This is a genomic window from Bradyrhizobium sp. USDA 3256 (assembly GCF_054058275.1).
Window position 1 is genome coordinate 3,861,532 of sequence record NZ_JBSSAE010000002.1, and the last position, 18,937, is coordinate 3,880,468.

At 65.1% G+C, this 18,937-nt stretch carries 17 protein-coding genes; 12 read left to right on the plus strand and 5 right to left on the minus strand.

Annotation, left to right across the window (positions count from 1 at the left end; genetic code table 11):
• The first annotated feature begins 11 nt into the window (after positions 1–11).
• The 4 genes from ACVWY5_RS19960 (at position 12) to ACVWY5_RS19975 (ending at position 6,901) form a co-directional block, all read left to right on the plus strand.
• Positions 12–368: a hypothetical protein gene (locus ACVWY5_RS19960; RefSeq protein ID WP_321177140.1), complete on the plus strand. Its 357-nt coding sequence runs from the start codon at positions 12–14 to the stop codon at positions 366–368.
• 113 nt (positions 369–481) lie between these two features.
• Positions 482–1,702, plus strand: coding sequence for an efflux RND transporter periplasmic adaptor subunit (locus ACVWY5_RS19965; RefSeq protein WP_028337647.1), 1,221 nt, complete (start codon positions 482–484; stop codon positions 1,700–1,702).
• On the plus strand, positions 1,695–4,919 hold the full coding sequence (locus ACVWY5_RS19970; protein WP_028337646.1) for an efflux RND transporter permease subunit: 3,225 nt from the start codon (positions 1,695–1,697) through the stop codon (positions 4,917–4,919). Before ACVWY5_RS19965 ends, ACVWY5_RS19970 begins: the two co-directional genes overlap by 8 nt.
• A 140-nt stretch (positions 4,920–5,059) precedes the next feature.
• Positions 5,060–6,901 carry an alkaline phosphatase family protein gene (locus ACVWY5_RS19975; RefSeq protein WP_028337645.1) on the plus strand — a complete coding sequence of 614 codons (1,842 nt, stop codon included), beginning with the start codon at positions 5,060–5,062 and terminating at the stop codon, positions 6,899–6,901.
• A gap of 60 nt (positions 6,902–6,961) precedes the next feature.
• On the opposite strand, the gene ACVWY5_RS19980 is transcribed toward ACVWY5_RS19975, so the two are convergent.
• Complete coding sequence (locus ACVWY5_RS19980) at positions 6,962–7,504, minus strand: hypothetical protein (RefSeq protein WP_456671689.1); 543 nt, start codon at positions 7,502–7,504, stop codon at positions 6,962–6,964.
• A 428-nt stretch (positions 7,505–7,932) separates the two neighbouring features.
• Between ACVWY5_RS19980 and ACVWY5_RS19985 the strand changes: the two genes are divergently transcribed.
• Together ACVWY5_RS19985 and ACVWY5_RS19990 are read left to right on the plus strand one after the other, a co-directional pair.
• Positions 7,933–8,592 carry a peroxiredoxin gene (locus tag ACVWY5_RS19985; RefSeq protein ID WP_028337644.1) on the plus strand — a complete coding sequence of 220 codons (660 nt, stop codon included), beginning with the start codon at positions 7,933–7,935 and terminating at the stop codon, positions 8,590–8,592.
• Between the two features lie 21 nt (positions 8,593–8,613).
• Positions 8,614–10,077 (plus strand): cryptochrome/photolyase family protein, encoded by a 1,464-nt coding sequence (locus ACVWY5_RS19990; RefSeq protein WP_028337643.1) that lies wholly within the window; start codon positions 8,614–8,616, stop codon positions 10,075–10,077.
• Here ACVWY5_RS19990 and ACVWY5_RS19995 read toward each other — a convergent pair.
• On the minus strand, positions 10,074–10,946 hold the full coding sequence (locus tag ACVWY5_RS19995) for a DMT family transporter (protein ID WP_018272064.1): 873 nt from the start codon (positions 10,944–10,946) through the stop codon (positions 10,074–10,076). The two genes, ACVWY5_RS19990 and ACVWY5_RS19995, sit on opposite strands and share 4 nt — an antisense overlap.
• Positions 10,947–11,437: 491 nt before the next feature.
• Between ACVWY5_RS19995 and ACVWY5_RS20000 the strand changes: the two genes are divergently transcribed.
• Positions 11,438–12,265 (plus strand): hypothetical protein, encoded by an 828-nt coding sequence (locus ACVWY5_RS20000; RefSeq protein WP_028337641.1) that lies wholly within the window; start codon positions 11,438–11,440, stop codon positions 12,263–12,265.
• Between the two features lie 30 nt (positions 12,266–12,295).
• Here ACVWY5_RS20000 and ACVWY5_RS20005 read toward each other — a convergent pair whose 3' ends face one another.
• Positions 12,296–12,670 carry a hypothetical protein gene (locus ACVWY5_RS20005; protein ID WP_028337640.1) on the minus strand — a complete coding sequence of 125 codons (375 nt, stop codon included), beginning with the start codon at positions 12,668–12,670 and terminating at the stop codon, positions 12,296–12,298.
• Positions 12,671–12,810: 140 nt separating this feature from the next.
• Complete coding sequence (locus ACVWY5_RS20010; RefSeq protein WP_028337639.1) at positions 12,811–13,995, minus strand: MFS transporter; 1,185 nt, start codon at positions 13,993–13,995, stop codon at positions 12,811–12,813.
• A 115-nt stretch (positions 13,996–14,110) separates the two neighbouring features.
• On the opposite strand from ACVWY5_RS20010, the gene ACVWY5_RS20015 reads away from it, so the two are divergent.
• The 4 genes from ACVWY5_RS20015 to ACVWY5_RS20030 all read left to right on the plus strand — a co-directional run bounded on the left by ACVWY5_RS20015 (position 14,111) and on the right by ACVWY5_RS20030 (position 15,870).
• Entirely contained in the window at positions 14,111–14,926 is an 816-nt protein-coding gene (locus ACVWY5_RS20015) for an AraC family transcriptional regulator (protein WP_028337638.1), read from the plus strand.
• A gap of 96 nt (positions 14,927–15,022) precedes the next feature.
• Positions 15,023–15,250: a hypothetical protein gene (locus tag ACVWY5_RS20020; protein ID WP_028337637.1), complete on the plus strand. Its 228-nt coding sequence runs from the start codon at positions 15,023–15,025 to the stop codon at positions 15,248–15,250.
• Between the two features lie 85 nt (positions 15,251–15,335).
• A complete protein-coding gene (locus ACVWY5_RS20025) occupies positions 15,336–15,554 on the plus strand; it encodes a hypothetical protein (protein WP_028337636.1) in 219 nt (72 codons plus the stop codon).
• A 13-nt stretch (positions 15,555–15,567) separates the two neighbouring features.
• Positions 15,568–15,870 (plus strand): hypothetical protein, encoded by a 303-nt coding sequence (locus ACVWY5_RS20030; RefSeq protein WP_028337635.1) that lies wholly within the window; start codon positions 15,568–15,570, stop codon positions 15,868–15,870.
• Between the two features lie 433 nt (positions 15,871–16,303).
• Here ACVWY5_RS20030 and ACVWY5_RS20035 read toward each other — a convergent pair whose 3' ends face one another.
• A complete protein-coding gene (locus tag ACVWY5_RS20035) occupies positions 16,304–16,426 on the minus strand; it encodes a hypothetical protein (protein ID WP_256438759.1) in 123 nt (40 codons plus the stop codon).
• Between the two features lie 218 nt (positions 16,427–16,644).
• On the opposite strand from ACVWY5_RS20035, the gene ACVWY5_RS20040 reads away from it, so the two are divergent.
• Positions 16,645–18,909, plus strand: coding sequence for a cation:proton antiporter domain-containing protein (locus ACVWY5_RS20040; protein WP_321177139.1), 2,265 nt, complete (start codon positions 16,645–16,647; stop codon positions 18,907–18,909).
• The last annotated feature ends 28 nt before the right edge of the window (positions 18,910–18,937 follow it).

An 18,937-nucleotide genomic window follows, 5' to 3' on the forward strand; every position in this document is an offset into this window, starting at 1 on the left:
CCTCGCGCACCATGATTCAGTCCTCTCCTCACGCAACGGGATCGCGCCGCTGGCGCAGCCTGCTTGCGGGACTGATTTCGCTTGCGCTGGTGCTGTCGTTCTTCCACGGCTGGACCTCCGACGCCGATTCCGACGCGGGTCCCGGCTTCTCGATCGCGCAGCCGATCAACGACGCCAGTGCCGGCGGCAAGGCTCCGGCGCATCCTGCCTCGCCTCACAGCGACCATTGCCTGACACACGTCGCCTCCGTGGCTCCGCAGGAGACCGCGTTCCCGATCGCCTATGCGCCGCACAGCTACGGCGACACCAGCATCGGGCTGCCGGCTTCGGCCGAACGCCTCTCTCCCTTCAAGCCGCCCCGCGCCTGATCCGGTCGACATGACCGGCCGTGCGCTGCTGCCATTCGGCCGCGCGCACCCTTCCGCACAGATCGATGTCGCGACGGCGCAGGGCCATCGGCCTGCGCTGCGGAGAGGCGCATATGAAACGGGTTGTTCTATTTTTCGCCGGTGTTGCCGCCGGCATCGCACTGGTCGTTGTGGCGGCCGGATGGATCGGCTGGCCTGTCAGGTTTCCGGCAGCGATGCAGGAGACTGCGACAACAGACACAAAGACCGAGGCCCGGCACGAGGCCCCCGGGCATATCGAGCTGAGCGAAGACCAGGTTCGCGAAGCCGGCATCACGTTCGCGCAAGCCGGCGGCGGCATGCTGAAGCGGCATTTCCTCGCGCCGGGATCGCTGATCCCCGATGCGGATCACATCGGCCGGGTCTCGGTACGCGTGCTTGCGACGGTCACGGAGCTGCGCAAGCGCCTCGGCGATGTCGTCGAGAAGGGCGAGATCGTCGCCGCGATCGAAAGCCGCGAGGTGGCCGACGCCAAGAGCGAATACCTCGCCGCGCGGCTCACCAACGATCTGCAGCAGACCCTCTACGCACGGCAGAAGACGCTGGTCGAGACCCGCATCGTGTCGGAAAACGAGTTCCTGCGCACGCGGCTTACCGCGAACGATGCCCAGATCAAGCTCGACGGCGCGCGGCAAAAGCTGTTTGCGCTGGGCCTGTCGGAGGCCGAGATCGCCGACCTGCCGAACCAGCCCCCGGAGAGCCTGCGGACGCAGTTCTTGCGCGCGCCGATCAGCGGCCGGGTATCCGAGCGGCGCGTCGATCTCGGCGGATTGATCGGCCGCGAGGGCCAGGAGAGCGAGCTCTACGTCATCGTCAATCTCGACGACATCTGGGTCGATCTGGCGGTCTCACCCGAAGACATCGGCGCGGTCCGCGAGGGCGTTTCGGTGAAAATCCGCGCCATCGGCACCGAAGATGAAGCCAATGCCGGTGTGATCTTCGTCAGCCCCCTGCTCGACCGCGAGACCCGCAACGCGCGCGTGATCGCGACCATGCCCAACAAGGACCACCGCTGGAAGCCGGGCACCTTTGTCACCGCGGAGGTCCCCCTGTCAGGCGCGCCGTCGACCGTGATCGTCTCGAAGAAGGCGCTTCAAACCATCAAGGGAACGCCGACCGTGTTCGTGCGCGATGCCGACGGCTTCGAGGCGAGATCGGTGCGGACCGGCCGCGAGGACGACGACGATATCGAGATCGTTGCCGGCCTCACAGCCGGCGAGACCGTCGCGGTGCAGAACACCTTCACGCTGAAGGCGGAGTTCGAGAAGGACGAGGCGGAGCACGACCATGATTGAGCGCATCATTGGTCTTGCGATCCAGCGGCGCTGGGTGGTCGTCACATTGGCGGCGATCCTGATGGTCCTCGGCGGCCTTGCATTGACGAAGCTGCCGATCGACGCGGTGCCCGACATCACCAACAAGCAGGTCCAGATCAACACCGTGGCCCCGGCGCTGTCGCCGGCGGAAATCGAGAAGCAGATCACCTTCCCGATCGAGACGGCCCTGGCCGGTGCGCCGGGACTCGAGAGCACGCGCTCGCTCTCTCGCAACGGCTTCTCCCAGATCACGGCGGTGTTCAGCGAGGCCACCGACATCTATTTTGCCCGCCAGCAAGTTGGCGAGCGCCTGACCGAAGTCCGCGCGCGCCTGCCGCAAGGCATCGAGCCGCGGATCGGCCCGACCTCGACCGGCCTTGGCGAAATCTACATGTGGACCGTCCATTATTCCGCGCAGAAAGTGCAGGCCGACGGCGCGCCGGGCCTGCAAAGCGACGGCCGCTTCCTGACGGCGGACGGCCAGATGCTGCAAAGCGAGGTCGAGAAGGACGCCTATCTGCGCACGGTGCAGGACTGGATCATCAAGCCGCAGATCAAGATGGTGCCTGGTGTCGCCGGCGTCGATACGATCGGCGGATACCTCAAGCAGTATCAGGTCCATCCCGATGCGGCGAAGCTGATTGCGCTCGGTCTCACCTTTGCCGACGTTGCCAAAGCGATCGAGACCAACAATGTCAGTCGCGGTGCGCGCTATATCGAGCGCAACGGCGAAGGCTTCGTCGTGCGCTCCGGCGGCCGGCTCGAGAACATCGACGAGCTCGGCGCCGTTGTCGTCACCACCCGCGGCGGCGTCCCGGTTCGGATCCGCGACCTCGCCACCCCTTCGATCGGCGGTGAGACGCGCACCGGCAGCGCCAGCGAGAACGGCCGCGAGGTCGTGGTCGGCACCGCACTGATGCTGATCGGCGCCAACAGCCGCACCGTGTCGGCCGCGGTCGACGCCAAACTGCGGACAATCATGCCGTCCTTGCCGGCCGGCATCGAGGTCAAGACGGTGCTGGATCGCACCCAGCTGGTTGATGCAACGATCGGCACCGTGGCGCGCAACCTCAGCGAAGGCGCGCTGCTCGTGATCGCCGTGCTGTTCGTGCTGCTTGGCAATTTCCGCGCGGCATTGATCACGGCGCTGGTGATCCCGGTCGCGATGCTGATGACGGCGATCGGCATGTGGCAAGGCCGGATCAGCGCCAATCTGATGAGCCTTGGCGCGCTGGATTTCGGCCTGATCGTCGACGGCGCCGTGATCATCACCGAGAACAGCCTGCGTCACCTCGCCGAGAAGCAGCATGCGCTCGGCCGCGTGCTGACGCGCGACGAACGGCTGGCGACGGTGCGGGAGTCCGCGGTGGAAATGGTGCAGCCGAGCCTCTATGGCCAGGCCATCATCCTCTTGGTCTATGTGCCGCTGCTGACCTTCACCGGTGTCGAAGGCAAGATGTTCGAGCCGATGGCGCTGACGGTGATCCTTGCGCTCGCGGCCGCCTTCGTGCTGTCGCTGACACTGGTTCCGGCGCTGATCGCGATCGGCATCACCGGCCGCGTGCAGGAGCAGGAAAACCGGCTCGTTGCCGCCCTGAAGCGCTGCTACAGCCCGCTGCTCCGGCGCGCGGTCGCAACGCCTGTCCCGGTCATCGCGGTGGCGGTCGTGCTGTTCGCGACCGCCCTGTTCGGGTTCTTCCGCCTCGGCCAGGAGTTCATCCCCTCGCTCGACGAGAAGAACATCGCCATGCACGCGCTCAGGATTCCGAGCACGGCGCTGTCGCAGTCGCAGGCGATGCAGCTGTCGGTCGAGAAGACCGTCAGCCGCTTTCCGCAGGTGTCGTTCGTCTTCTCCAAGACCGGCACCGCGGAGGTGGCGAGCGATCCGATGCCGCCGAACGCGTCCGACACCTTCATCATCCTGAGGCCTCGCGAGCAGTGGCCGGACCCATCGCTGACCAAGGACCAACTGATCGAGGACATCTCGAAGGCGGTCGGCCGGCTGCCCGGCAACGTCTATGAATTCACCCAGCCGATCCAGATGCGCTTCAACGAACTGCTCGCCGGCGTTCGCGGCGACATCGCGGTCAAGGTATTCGGTGACGAGTTCGGGCCGATGCAGAAGGCCGCCAACCAGATTGCCGCCGCGCTGCGCAGCGTGCGCGGCGCGACCGACGTCAAGGTCGAACAGGCCGGCGGCCTGCCCGTGCTCGAGATCAAGGTCGATAAGGCTGCGATCGCCCGGCGCGGCCTCAGCGTTTCGGCCGTGCAGGACGTGATCGGTGCCGCGGTCGGCGGCCAGGATGCCGGCGTCGTCTACGAAGGCGACCGCAGCTTCGACATCGTGGTGCGATTGCCGGAGAGCGTGCGCTCCGATCTCGAGGCGCTGAGCAATTTGCCGGTCGCGTTACCGAAGGCAACGCCGAGTTCGCCGGTGCAGAGCCTGCCGCTCAACCGCGTCGCCCAGTTCTCCTTCACCGAGGGGCCGAACCAGATCAGCCGCGAGAACGGCAAGCGCCGCATCGTGGTGACAGCCAATGTTCGTGGCCGCGATCTCGGCTCGGTGGTCGAGGAAGCCCAGGCAAAAGTCGCGCAATCGGTGCAGCTGCCGCCAGGCTATTGGATGACCTGGGGCGGCCAATCCGAGAATCTTGCCGCGGCGCGCCAGCGCCTGGCCGTCGTGGTGCCGGCCTGTTTTGCGATGATCTTCCTGTTGCTGCTGGCGGCGATGGGCTCGGCCCGCGATGCGCTGCTGGTGTTCAGTGCGGTGCCGCTGGCGCTCACCGGCGGCATCGCCGCACTTTGGCTGCGCGGCATGCCGTTCTCGATCTCGGCGGCGGTCGGCTTCATCGCACTGTCGGGCGTTGCGGTGCTGAACGGGCTCGTGATGCTGAGCTTTATCAGGCAGTTGCGCGAACGCGGCGTGCCGATGCGGGAAGCCATCGAGCAAGGCGCCCTCACCCGCTTCCGCCCCGTGGTGATGACCGCCTTGGTGGCCTCGCTCGGCTTCGTGCCGATGGCGTTCGCCACCGGCACCGGAGCCGAGGTGCAGAAGCCGCTCGCCACCGTCGTGATCGGCGGCCTGATCAGCGCGACCCTGCTGACGCTCGCCGTGCTGCCGGCGCTCTATGCCCGGTACGGGCATGCCGGAAGCGCTGCGCGCAATGAGAGAACGGCGATTCAACCTGCGGAATGACGGTATGTTGACCGGCATTCCGCGGGAAAAATCCGGCCGTTACAGCGACGAACAAGCGCTGTAACATTTCTGTCATATGACAAAACTAAACGAAGGCTGCGGCGGGCTGCCGCGGGGGCTTCATCACGGGGAACAGCAATATGCGTCGTGCCATTACCTTACTGTCCGCGAGCATGATCGCGCTTTCGGCGGGCGCCGCCTCGGCGCAGAACGCCAAGCCCCGCAACCTCATCCTGTTCGTCCCCGACGGCCTGCGCGGCGGCATCGTGACGCCGGAGACCGCACCGACCATGGCCGAGATCCGCGACAAGGGCGTCAACTTCAAGAATTCGCATTCGCTGTTCCCGACCTTCACGATGGCGAACAGCTCGGCGCTGTCGACCGGCCATTATCTCGGCGACACCGGCACCTTCTCCAACACGATCTATACCGGCTACACCTCGGTGCCCGCCGGCGACACGGTAGTCCCCTTCATCGAGAACGACGCGGTGCTCGCGGATGTCGACGATCACTTCAACGGCGACTACCTCAACGAGGAGACGCTGCTGAAGATGGCCCGCGGCCAGGGTTTCAGCACCGCCGCCATCGGCAAGGTCGGCCCGACCCTGCTGTTCGACCACACCGATCGCGGCAAGAACACGATCGTGGTCGACGATTCCACCGGCGGCAAGACCGGCGTGCCGCTCTCCGACGAGATGAAGGACGCCCTGACCAAGGCCGGTCTGCCGCTCGCCACCCCGAGCCGCGGTGACAACGCCAAGGCGGGCGACGCCAAGACGCCCGGCACCACCGTCGCCAACGTGGCGCAGCAGGCCTACATGGCCGACGTCGCGACCAAGGTCGTGCTGCCGATGTTCAAGGCGCGCAACAAGCCGTTCGTGCTGGTGTTCTGGTCGCGCGACCCTGACGGCAGCCAGCACAACACCGGCGACAGCCTCAACACCATCACCCCCGGCATCAATGGCCCGACCTCGCTGGCCGGCATCAAGAATTCCGACAACAACCTCGCGCAGCTACGCAAGGCGCTCGACGAACTCGGGCTCTCCACCGACACCAACATCATGATCTCCTCCGATCACGGCTTCTCGACGATCTCGAAGGAGAGCAAGACCAGCCCCGCGGCCAAGACCGCCTATAGCGACACGCCGAAGGATTTCCTGCCGATGGGCTTTCTGGCGATCGACCTCGCCAAGGCGCTGGACCTGCCGCTGTTCGACCCCAACGACAAGAACGCGAAGGTCGCCGACAATGCCCATCCGAAGGCCGGCAACGGCGTGCTCGGCCAGGACCCCGCCAAGCCCGACCTCGTGATCGCCACCAATGGCGGCTCGGACCTGATCTACCTGCCGAACCGCGACAAGAAGCTCGCCGACCGCGTCATCAAGGCGCTGCTCGAGCAGGACTATGTCAGCGGCCTGTTTGTCGACGACAAGCTCGGCACCTTTCCCGGCACGCTGCCGATGTCGAACCTCAATCTGAAGGGCAAGGCGGTGACGCCGAACCCGTCGATCGTCGTCAATTTCCGCTCCTGGTCGAGCGGTTGCGAAATCCCGACCAACTGCTCGGTGCAGATCGCCGACACCGTGCTGCGCCAGGGCCAGGGCATGCATGGGAGCTTCAGCCGCGGCGACACCTTCAACTTCACCGCGGCGATCGGCCCCGACTTCAAGGCGGGCTATGTCGATCCGCTGCCGGTCAGCAACGCCGATGTCGGCATGACCGCGGCCCAGCTGCTCGGCCTGCGCGCGCCGAACAATGGCGGCTTGATCGGCCGGGTGATGTCGGAGGCGCTGCCGAACGGCATCGTGCCGAAGATGGCCGAGGGCACCATCATGTCGAAGAAGCCGTCGGCCAACGGCCTGCGCACCGTGTTGAAATTCCAGCGCGTGCTCTCGACCCGCTATTTCGACGTCGCCGGGTTTCCGGGGCGGACGCTCGGGCTCGAGGAAACCGGCGGCAAACAGAAAACGGCGGGGAAGTGATCCCCGCCGCTCTCGCTTGAAGCCGTTCGTTCGGGATGATGCAGGCATCATCCCGCGCGATCACATCATCCCGATGTCGAACACGTTGGGGAGTTGCGCCGCGAGCGGCAGCGCAGTCGCGCCGACCAGCGTCGCCACCATCGCCGCCAGCGCGCGGCCGGTGCGGCGCTGACCGCGCATCTGGCCCGCGATCCACTCCAGGACCTTTGTGTCCATCTTGGCACCCTGCCTCGGCGCCCAGCGATCGATCTCGGTGTCGGGCGACAGCGCCACCGTGCGCGGCGGCACCGGCAGGCCGGACTCGGAGGCGGCATGATGGGCGATCGCCTTGGCGAGCAGATCGTCGAACCGGCCGCCATCGCTGCGCTCGGCAGCGGCCTCGTTGATCGCGAACAGCGCCTCGATCTCGGCCCGGCTGACCGGCTGATGCTCGACCGCGGCCGCCGTCAGGATGCGCGCGCACCAGGCAGCGTCATCGGCATCGAGCGACCGGGAGAAATGGATGCGGCCCTTGGTGGTCGGGCCTTCGCCGGTGATCACGCCGTCGCGCACGATGGTGAGCGCAATGGGCGGCAGTCTTGCGGCAGGACGGATGCAACGCACCGCTGAGAGGCTCAGCGGTCTTGGTACTTGGGGTAGACATTGTGGGAGCTTTCAATTCCTATCTCAGGCCAGCTTTTCCATGCGGGCGTAAACGAGTGGTTAATGATTCGGAACTTGCGTTCCGAGATTTTTAGATGGTTGCTATTTGGTCGCTTTATACGTCGTCACGGTTCAGTCCTATAGCAGCCAGGGCCGGCGTGATGACGGCGATAAGCGGCATTATCTGGGCATTTCCAAGCCTTTGTGCCGCAGCTGATATTTCGCCGCAGGGATCCGGATCAAAACAAGTTGCTTGGAATTCCACCCTCAAGGAGAAATGTTTCACCTTTTTTCAGAACCCGTTCACTTAAGCCTTATCCCGTCCTATACTGGAACAGACAGCCTCAAATACAAATTCAGTCGCAACTTCAAAGAGATGAGGTAAAATCATGGCACTTCAGATTGGCGCCGTCGCCCCCGACTTCGAAGCCGAGACCACAGAAGGAAAGATCAAGTTCCATGACTGGATCGGCAACAGCTGGGCGCTTTTGTTCTCCCATCCCAAGGACTTCACCCCGGTCTGCACCACCGAGCTCGGTGCGCTCGCCCGCCTCAAGCCTGAGTTCGACAAGCGCGGCGTCAAGCTGATGGGCTTGTCGGTCGACCCGGTGGACCGCCACGCCAAATGGTCCGACGACATCAAGGAAACCCAGGGCGCGGCGCCGAACTATCCGATGATCGGCGACACCGATTTCAACGTGTCGAAGCTCTACGACATGCTGCCGGCATCGACCTCGGGCGATCCCCTCACCCGCACCGCCGCCGACAACCAGACCGTCCGCAACGTGTTCGTGATCGGACCGGACAAGAAGATCAAGCTGGTGATGGTCTATCCGATGACCACCGGCCGGAATTTCCAGGAGATCCTGCGCTCGATCGACTCGCTGCAGATGACCGCCAAGCACCGCGTCGCCACCCCTGCCGACTGGAAGCAAGGTGAAGACGTGATCATCGCGGGCTCGGTCAGCGACGACGAGGCCAAGACGATCTACCCGCAGGGCTGGAAGGCGCCGAAGCCTTACATCCGCATCGTGCCGCAGCCGAAGTAACGGCAGGCTCACTGCGTCCGGGTGACCCGCGCACGGCCACTCATCGTCTGGTTTCGTGACGACCTGCGGCTGTCGGATCACCCGGCCCTCCACGAAGCAGCCAGCCGCGGAGCGCCCGTGGTTGGCCTCTATGTCCGCGACGGAGCAAGCCGCACCCTGAAACCTCGAGCCCCGCGCCCCCTCGGGGGCGCGACGCGCTGGTGGTTGGCGCAATCGCTGCGCGCGCTCGGCAAGAGCCTCAAGGCGATCGGCGGCACGCTGGTGCTGCACACCGGACCGGCCGCCTCCGTGATCGCCACGGTGGCGCGCGAAATCAACGCGGGCGCCGTGTTCTGGAACGACATCGCGCAGGCACCGCATCAGGCGATTGCGAGAGACGTTGAATCCGCGCTCGTAAGTGACGGCATCGACTCGCAGATTTTTCCCAGCGATCTGCTCGTCGAACCCAAGGCGATCCGCAACAAGGACAACCGGGCCTTGCGCGTGTTCACGCCGTTCTGGCGGCGCGTCCAAGGCCTCGGCGATCCGCCAAAGCCTTTGCCGGCTCCGAAGAAGCTCAGATCCGTCAGTGGCGTCGCCAGCGAGGACCTCGGCGACTGGCAGCTTGAGCCCGACAGGCCGGATTGGGCCGGCGGCCTGCGCGAGATCTGGACACCGGGTGAAGCCGCGGCGCAGGCGCGGCTGAAGCGATTCCTCGATGAAGGCATCCACCGCTACACCGACAATCGCGACCGGCCCGACCGCGACGGCACCTCGCGGCTGTCGCCGCATCTGCGCTTCGGCGAGATCAGCCCGCGCCAGCTCTGGCACGCGGCCCGCTTCGCCGCCGCGGAAGACTCGCGCCTTGCCGGCGACATCGACAAGTTCCTGAGCGAGCTCGGCTGGCGCGAATTCTGCCGCCATTTGCTGTTCGACGTCCCCGATCTGGCTGAGCGGAACATGCAGGAGCACTTCGATGCCTTCCCGTGGAAGCGCGACGCCCGCGCGCTGAAGGCCTGGCAGCGCGGACTCACCGGCTATCCGATCGTCGATGCCGGCATGCGCGAGCTCTGGCACAGCGGCGCGATGCACAACCGTGTGCGCATGGTGGTCGCCTCGTTCCTGGTCAAGCACCTCCTGATCGATTGGCGCGCCGGCGAACAATGGTTCTGGGACACGCTGGTCGATGCCGATGCCGGCTCCAATCCGGCGAACTGGCAATGGGTCGCCGGCTCCGGCGCCGATGCCGCACCCTATTTCCGCGTCTTCAATCCGATCCTGCAGGGCGAGAAATTCGATCCCGACGGCGACTATGTCAGGCGCTGGGTGCCGGAGCTCGCGCAGCTCTCCAACGAGCTGATCCATCAGCCCTGGACAGCAACACCGATCGAGCTGGCGAGCGCCGGCATCGAACTCGGCAAGACCTACCCGCCGCCGATCGTCGATCACAAGCAGGGGCGCGAACGCGCGCTTGCGGCTTACGCGAAGATCCGTCGCAAAGTCTAAGCGCGGCGATTGACCAGCAGCACCGCCGCGGCGCAGGCGGCCATGCCGGCAATGGCGACATGATCCAGCCGCTCGTCGAACAGGATGTAGGCCATCAGCGCGGTCACCGCCGGCACCAGATAGAACAGGCTCGCGACCGAGGTCGCGGCGTGGTGACGGATCAGCCAGTACAGCAGCCCGATCGAGCCGATCGACAGCGCGAACACCAGCCAGGCCAGCGCCAGCACGAACTCGCCGGTCCAATGCACGACATTGGTCTCGAACACAAACGCGCCAATGCCGAAGAAGATCGTCACCGCGATGTACTGCACCAGATTGCCGGCGCGCCAGTCGATCCGGTTGCAATAGCGCCGTTGATAGAGCGTGCCCAAGGTGATGCTGATCAGCGAGACGCCGGAGGCGAGCCAGCCCCACCCCGCCTCACCCGTCATCGGCCGGTTGTGCAGGATCAAGACGACGCCGGCGAGGCCAAGCACCAGTCCGCCCCATTGCAGCGGCGTGACGCGCTCGCCCAGCCAGCGGTTGGCAATGGTCGAGGTCAGGATCGGCTGCAGGCCCGGGATCAAGGCCGAGAGCCCTGCCGGAACCGAATGCGCGATCGCAATCGCGGTGCCGCCGAGATAGAAGCCGTGCACCAGGATGCCGGCGACCGCGCTGTGGAAAATGCCAGTCCGGTCCGGCCAGTTCGGCCGCGCGATCGCGGCGATGACCGCCATCACCACCACCACGAACGCCATCCGGATCGCCAGATAGGTCAGCGGCTCCGCATTGTTGATGACGTATTTGGTGCCGATGAATCCGGTGCTCCACAGCACCACAAAGATCGCCGGCGCCAGACGAGCGGCAGTTTCCTCGAAGCTCTTGTTCATTGCAGGCTGTCATTGCCTGAAGACGAGGCAGCCAGCAATCGTGAATTTTGGTGGGTGGCCGCGCCCGTTCCGCAAGCACACTGTCGTCCCTGCCTAGTGCGCAATTGCGCACTAGGCAGGGACGACACTGAGTGTGTTGCGCGGTCAGTGGTGTGCGCGAGGGGATTGACAGGTTTTCACTGAGTTGCGCGTCGGGTCGACTTGCCGTGGCAACAGCGGCTCGCGAGCTCGCCGGCCTCGCCAGTCCTCTCACGCGATGCGACGCAAAGCGCCGGCCGCACGCGCTGCCAATCACGACGATTTGTCCTCAGGGATGCCATGCGCGTTTATCGGATGCGACATGCCGCCCTCGCCGATACGCTTCGGTAGAATCTCGCAGCCATCGGTCGCGGCACGTTCCGGATTGCACTGGAATCTACCGTTGCCGAATACCGGCGGCCAAAAACACTGCACAAGAAGAGCCGGCCACGAGCCGGACAAGAAGAAAAACAATGGATCAAGTGGCGTTGGTCGTCGTTCGGGCGGTCGAGAGCGGCGCGACGACGACGAAAGATATTATCGGCGTGACCAGATTGTCGCGTCTCAAGGTCGAGCGTGCACTGAGCACGCTGGAGAAGCAGAAGCTGCTCCTCCGCGAACGACAAGGCTTATGGGCCCTCGGCTTTCCCGTGGCTCCGACCGTCAGGCAATGTGGATCATGCACCCTCTGCTGCAAGGTGCTTGAGGTGACCGATCTCGGCAAGCCGGTGAATACGGTCTGCAGCCACATCCTGGCGGGCGGCGGATGCGAAATCTACCACGAGCGTCCCCGGCAGTGCCGCTCATTCAGCTGTGCCTGGCTGCAAGGCCACCTCGATGATGATTGGTTTCCCGAGACCACGGGCATGGTGCCGCATTTCGGGCTCGATGCGCTGAATGTGCAGGTCGACCTCGATGATCCCGACCGCTGGCGCGAGGAACCCTATTTCAGCAAGCTGTGCGAACTTTCGTTGAAGGGCCTCAGGGTAAGTGAAGGGCGGCCGTATGCCACCCTCGTCATCGTCGGTCAGGACCGCTACCTGCTGCTCGGGCGGACCATCGTGCCCGATCCAACGCTGTTCGGCACCGCCTTCGTGCCGGTTACGCTCGACACCTTCCGCTACTGGAAGGCAACATCGCTTGAGCATCTGCAGCGGTTGAACGATCGGGTCGTGGAGATCCAGCGCATCCAGCAGGAGTTCGGCCATTGCGCCATCCCTGACGACGACGATCCCTCCCCGCCTTACCGGCCGGCTCTTCTCCAACGGTCGAAGGAACTGGGCGTGATACGCACGACGTGACGACAGCCGGACACAGCGCACGTCAATTCGTCATCTCAGGTGATACTTCCTGCCGTTGGTGTTCGGGTCGGTGTTGTCGCTTGTCGAGAACATCAAGGCCGGGCCGAAGTAATTCCAGGTGTCCCGGTAAAATGCGAAGCGGCCGGCACCCTTGTCGATGATCTCTTGCTGGGCGGTGTTAGCGGGGCCGAGAAGCCGGTCGTCTTCGTACAATCGGGCAGTCTCGAGCGTGCCGTCCACGTATTTGACGGGGATGAGATACGCATATCCCTTGTAAAGGCGGAAGGCGCCACGCAGCAGGTTCCTGTCGATCGGACCCGGAGGAACCAGAAAAAGGAATACACTCGACGCCAAGGCAAAGAGCGTCGATCCGATCGCGATGCGCGTGCTGACAGATGTCCTCAACGATGCTCTTCCCTTGGCTCTTGCTTGCGAGGCTTCCCGCCTTCTCTAGCGCGCGCCTGCGACGCAGACAACCGACCGGCCCCCGCCACGCCTTGCTGCGAGCCGGATCTGGCTCGCGATATTTCCGCATCGAACGACAATCAGATTGTCGCCGCGCGGCCGGCTGATCGGCCCAGGATTGCCATCAGCACCGTCGCGACGGCGCAGCACGCGAGCGCAACCTCCCAGCCTCCGGTCGCATCATGGGCAAGTCCGGCGAGCGGCGGGCCCGCAGCGGCGAGCGAGTAGCCGAGGCACTGCGCCATGCCCGACAGCGCGGCCGCCTGGTGGCTGTGCGAGGTTCGCAGGCTGACGAATGTCAAGCCGAGGATGAAGGCTGCACCCGCTCCGAAGCCGAACAGCGCGACCCACAGCATTGCGAGCGACGGACACTGCCACAATCCCAGCAGCGAGACGCAGGTTGCAAGCGACACGGCAATCGCAATCCCGCGCTGGTCCTTCATGCGCCGGACCATCGGCCCGAGGATCAGGCCGGGAAGCGCGGTCGCCAATTGCAGCACACCGTGCAGCGTACCCGCCGTCGTCGCCGCGTAACCTGCATGCACGAGGATGGCGGGCAACCATCCGACGATGATGTAGAACACCAGCGAGGTCAGGCCGAGGAAGCCGGTCACCTGCCAGGCGAGCGGCGAGTGCCAGATGCGCCCGCGATGCGGCGATGAGGCCGGCTCGACCGTCGGGGCCGCGTGCGTCCGCAGCTGGGGTGCCCAGGCTATCAGCGCCATCAACGGAAAGATCAGCGTGCTCGCAAGCGAGAGATGCCAGTTCGATCCCGGCAATTGCGCGAGCGGGATTGCCACGACCGATGCAAGCGCCTGGGCCAATGCGGACGTGATCGCGTAAGCGCCGGTCAGGCTGGCGATGCGAGTCGGAAAGTCCCGCTTGAGCAGGCTCGGCAGCAGCACATTTCCAACGGCGATTCCGGCACCAATGGTGGCGGTGCCCGCGAACAGCGCCCAGACCGGACCGGACGAGCGCAGCGCGATCCCGGCCGCGATGACCAGCAGCGCACCGAACAGCGACCGCTCGATGCCCCGTTCGCGCCCGAGCACAGCTGCAACCGGTGAGATCGCGGCGAACGCCAGCAAGGGCAGCGTCGTCAGGATTCCGGCCTCCGCCGCGCTGATCCCGCTGGTCTCACCGATCATGCCGAGCATCGGCGCGACGCCGGTAATGGGCGCGCGGAGCGTCGAGGCGATCAGCAGGATCCCCGTCAACAACAGCCCCTGCCCGCCCAGCGTGCGCATCGGCGCAATCATCGTCATCGCATGCTCCTGCCCATCTGCATGCGCCAAGCTATCGACTTGGCTGTCGGAAGAATTTACATATCTATTCTATCGATCGCTAAATTCGGTCACTCGACGGGTTTCCAGCTCCGTTATGGGCTTTCAACTTCGCTATCCCTGGCCGGACCTTGATCCGGATGACGTCGCGGCGGCGGCCATCGCCGTGCGCCTCGACGTCACCGACAACAAGGTCGAGGCGGCCGAGCACGCGCACCGGAAGGGACAGCTCGTCTTTGCGCTCGGCGGCGGCGTGATGTGTCGCGTTCCTAACGGATTGTGGATGGTGCCGCCGCATTGCGGCGTCTGGCTTCCCGGCGGCACGCGCCACACCAACATCGCAACCGCCAATGCGCGGATCTTCTTCGTCTTCATCGAGCCCGGTGCCGCCGATCTGCCCGACCGCTGCTGCACATTGTCGATCTCACCCTTGCTGCGCGAGCTGATCATCGCGCTTTCCGACCGCATGCAGCACGACGGCGGCAGCGAGACGCTCGTTGCGCAATTGCTGCTGAGCGAATTGCCGCGCATGCCGCTGCAGCAGCTGCATCTGCCGATCTCGCCCGAGCCACGCTTGCGACGGATCGCGGCAGCGCTCGCCGATGATCCGGCCGATCGCCGCACGATGGCCGAATGGGCTGAACGCGTGGCGCTGAGCGAGAGCAGTCTGGCGCGTCTCATCCTGAGGGAAACCGGCCTGACATTCGGGCGCTGGCGCCAGCAACTTCATTTGATCGTCGCGTTGCGCGAGCTCTCCGCCGGCGCGAGCGTACAGCAGGTCTCGTCCGCACTCGGCTATGAGTCCGTCACAGCCTTCATCACCATGTTCAAGAAGGCGCTCGGCAAGCCACCGGCGAAATATCTCAGCGATATCATGCAAGGTAGCGGCTCGGCGTTCGCGGCTGGTGGGTGAATTTAGGAACACCGGTCGGCAACGGACGTTTTCGACATATCGGGCGAACGAGACACGCGAGCCGCCTGCGTCGAGCCAATGCATCGAGGATGCCAGATGCCCTACGCGCTATTCGATCGCGACAGACAGATCGACAAGGCTTTTCCGACGGAGAAGCAAGCGTGGGAACATGCACTGATCTGCGGGCTGATCTTCGACGTTCCGGTCGCGGATGAAGCGCCGGGCCAGGTGCTGCCGGCCGGCTATCACATGAAGCGAATTCCCGGCGACGGCGAAGTCTTCGAACCAGCGCCCGAATGGAAGTTACCGAACGAAATTTCGTGATCGGCCCGCGGCAGGGTTGCCGGTTGCGATCGTGACGTTGCGCGATAAGTAACGTCGAACCGGACCAACAATTCAGGGTGAGCGCATGGCCGAAACCGGCAAGATTTTTCACGTTCGCTGCGTCGACAACACGTTGCAGCGGGACACGCTGTCGCTCGGGCGCGTCTACGAGGTGACAAGGGATATCGAACGTGACGGCTATTACGAGCTCAGCGGATTGGGCCGCTTCAGCCGATCCAGATTCGAGGTCGTCGAGACGAGCGACGACACGGCCGAAGTCCGACAGACGTCTCGATCAAAATAGACCGGAGAGCGCGATGCCCAGAGGCGACAAGTCGAGTTATACCGACAAGCAGAAGCGGCAGGCCGAGCACATCGAGGAAGGCTACGAGACGCGTGGTGTTCCGGATCGCGAGGCCGAGCGGCGCGCATGGGCGACCGTCAACAAGGAGACCCACGGCGGCAAGAAGAGCGGCTCCGGCTGCGGCACGCGCGAGGATCATTCCCCGTCGCGCAAGGGCGGCAAGCTCGGCGGCAAGGCGGCCGCGAGCCGCCCCGCGGCGGAGCGGTCGCGCTCGGCGAAAAAGGCGGCACGCACCCGCAAACGCCGGGCCGCTTGACCGGCCGCGGGCGCCCCCGCAGACAGCAAGACAATACCGCACGCCCGAGCATGATCCGGGAAAGTGCGCAGCGATTTTCCGAAAAAATCATGCTCAAACAATGAGCTAAAGCGCGATGACGACGGGACCCGATCTCATCGCGCCTTAGGCGACGGCTCGCAAATGCGTGATCGGGCGCCACCACCGGTTGCCTTCATTTCGGCACCTATCGGGAACAGGCTGTCAGGCCAGGAAGCAAAAGCGAAGCAAAGGCGGCCACCGCAGGGGGTGCCTGCAATTGACGTATCGGTCCCATAGCAGCTGGCAGGACGTGGATTTGCGCAATCTCGTCCGGGTCATATCGGCCTGCACCCTCGGGCTTTGGGCATTTGCGGCCGGCCTCCTGATCGGGACCTTCCTGCTGTGACGGATCGGTGCGGCACGCGCCGCCTGCCTACCCGCCGCTCAGGTGATGCGCGGCGACGAACAGGACGAGCGCGCTAAGCACCAATGCCGATGTGGCGCCGGCAACGCTACGCGCGAGTTCAGCCTTCGAAAGATTGGATCTGGTTGCCATCGCAGCCTCCCGTTCGCGCGAGCTGAGCCACAGCCGCTCCGGCGGTCAGGCTCGCTCATGGAGACATTCGCATCACCAGGATGAACGCATCATGAGCGAAACGAACCGCCGGTGCGTCCGTTCCAAAATCTGACCCAGTGGATCACTTTCGGAACCCGGGCGTTGACCGCATGCGGCAAGCCGGCCGAGCCGCGCTGGAATTGGAAATCGGAGATACCATGGTGATCCGCTGGGGGCGGCTTCAACCGGCGATTTGGGCGACCGTCATCCTGCTCGTGAGCATCACGGCAGCCGACGCCGCGGGCGACAAGGCGAGCAAGCCATCCGAGTTCATCCTGCTCGTCCAGATCGCGCTCCTGATCGCGGTCGGGCGCGGTCTCGGCGAATTGATGCAGCGGATCGGCCAGCCCTCCGTGATCGGCGAACTGCTCGGCGGCCTTCTGCTCGGACCGTCGCTGTTCGGCTGGCTGTGGCCGTCGGCGCACGGCGTGATCTTTCCGCCGTCCGGCGAGCAGAAGGCGCTGATCGACGGCATTGCGCAGTTCGGCATCCTGCTCCTGTTGCTGCTGACGGGCATGGATACCGACCTCAAGCTGGTGCGGAAGGTCGGCCGCGCCGCGACCACGATCTCAGTGGCGGGCATCGCGGTGCCGTTCGTGTGCGGCTTCGTGCTCGGCGAATTCCTTCCCGACGGCCTGCTGCCGCATCCCGAAGCGCGGCTGATCGCCTCGCTGTTTCTCGGCACGGCGCTGTCGATCTCCTCGGTGAAGATCGTCGCCGTCGTGGTGCGCGAAATGAACTTCATGCGCCGCAATGTCGGCCAGATCATTGTCGCCAGCGCGATCATCGACGACACCCTCGGCTGGATCATCATCGCTGTCATCTTCAGCCTCGCCTCGCGCGGCAGCCTCGATATCCTCTCGGTCGCGCAGGCGCTGTTCGGCACCCTGGCCTTCCTCGCAGCCAGCTTCACGATCGGCCGGCGGCTGGTGTTCCGGTTGATCCGCTGGGCCAACGACAATCTGGTCTCTTCGGCGGCGGTGATCACCGTGATCCTGCTGTTGATGAGCGGGATGGCGATGATCACGCACCTGATCGGCGTGCACACCGTGCTCGGCGCCTTCATCGCCGGCGTGCTGGTCGGGGAATCCCCGATCCTGACCCGGCAGATCGACGAGCGGCTGCGCGGGCTGATCTCGAGCCTGTTCATGCCGGTATTCTTCGGGCTCGCCGGCCTCAGCGCCGACCTCACGGTGCTGAAGGATCCGTCGGTGCTGGGGTTGACCGCGGCGCTGGTGCTGATTGCGAGCATCGGCAAGTTCGGCGGCGCCTTTGTCGGCGGTGCGCTCGGCGGGCTGACCCGGCAGGAGTCCTATGCGCTGGCGAGCGGCATGAATGCGCGCGGCTCGACCGAGGTGATCATCGCCACCATCGGCCTGTCGATGGGGGTGCTGAGCCAGACCATGTTCTCAATGATCGTGACCATGGCGATCCTGACCACGATGGCGATGCCGCCGATGCTGCGCAGCGCGCTGGCGCGGCTGCCGCTCGGCCAGGACGAGAAGGAGCGGCTGGAGCGCGAGGAATATGAGCAGCGCGGCTTCGTGGCCAATCTCGAGCGGCTGCTGCTCGCGGTCGACGAGAGCAGCAACGCGACATTCGCCGCGCATCTCGCCGGCCAGCTCGCCGGCGGGCGCGGTCTGCCGATCACGGTGCTGCATGTCGGCGTCAACGCCAAGCTGCAGGAGAAGAACCGTGCCGATGAGGAGAGCCCCGAGGCGGCGGTCATCAATGCGGCCAAGGCGAGCGCCGATGCCGATGCCGACGGCGGCGGCAATGTCGACGTCATCAGCCGCGCCCGCGAGGAGACGGCGGCGGAGGCGATCGCCGAGGAAGCCAAAAAAGGTTTCGACCTGCTGGTGGTCGGCATGGACGCGGTCGCCGGCCCCGATGGCGGCTTCGACCGGCAACTCGACGACCTGACCTCCGGCTTCGACGGCCCGCTGGCGATCGCGGCCGCCAAGGGCGTACACGAGAAGGAGCCGACGGCGAATGCGCGGAAGATCCTGGTGCCGGTCTCGGGCAGCAACGTCTCACGGCGCGGGGCCGAGGTCGCGATCGCGCTGGCGCGCCTTTCGAGCGAGCCGCTGCAGGTGGTCTATGTCTCGACCACGCGCGACAAGGGCGCCCGCCGCACCAGTCCCAGTATGTCGCTGGCGCATGAGGAAGCAATCCTGAAGGACATCGCGGCGACCGCGGCGCGCTACGACATCAACGTGACGACGCGGCTGCGCGCCAACACCGCACCTGAGGTCGCGATCCTGCAGGAGATCGCGTCAAGCCGGGCAGACCTCGTTGTGATCGGCGTCGACCGCATCCAGGGCGACAGCCTGAATTTCGGCAGCGTCGCCACGGCCGTGCTCGGCAAGTCGAAGGCGTCCGTGCTGCTGGTGTCGGATGGCGACGTCAGGCCCAGGACCTGAAATCCTAAGACTTGAAGCCCCAAGACAG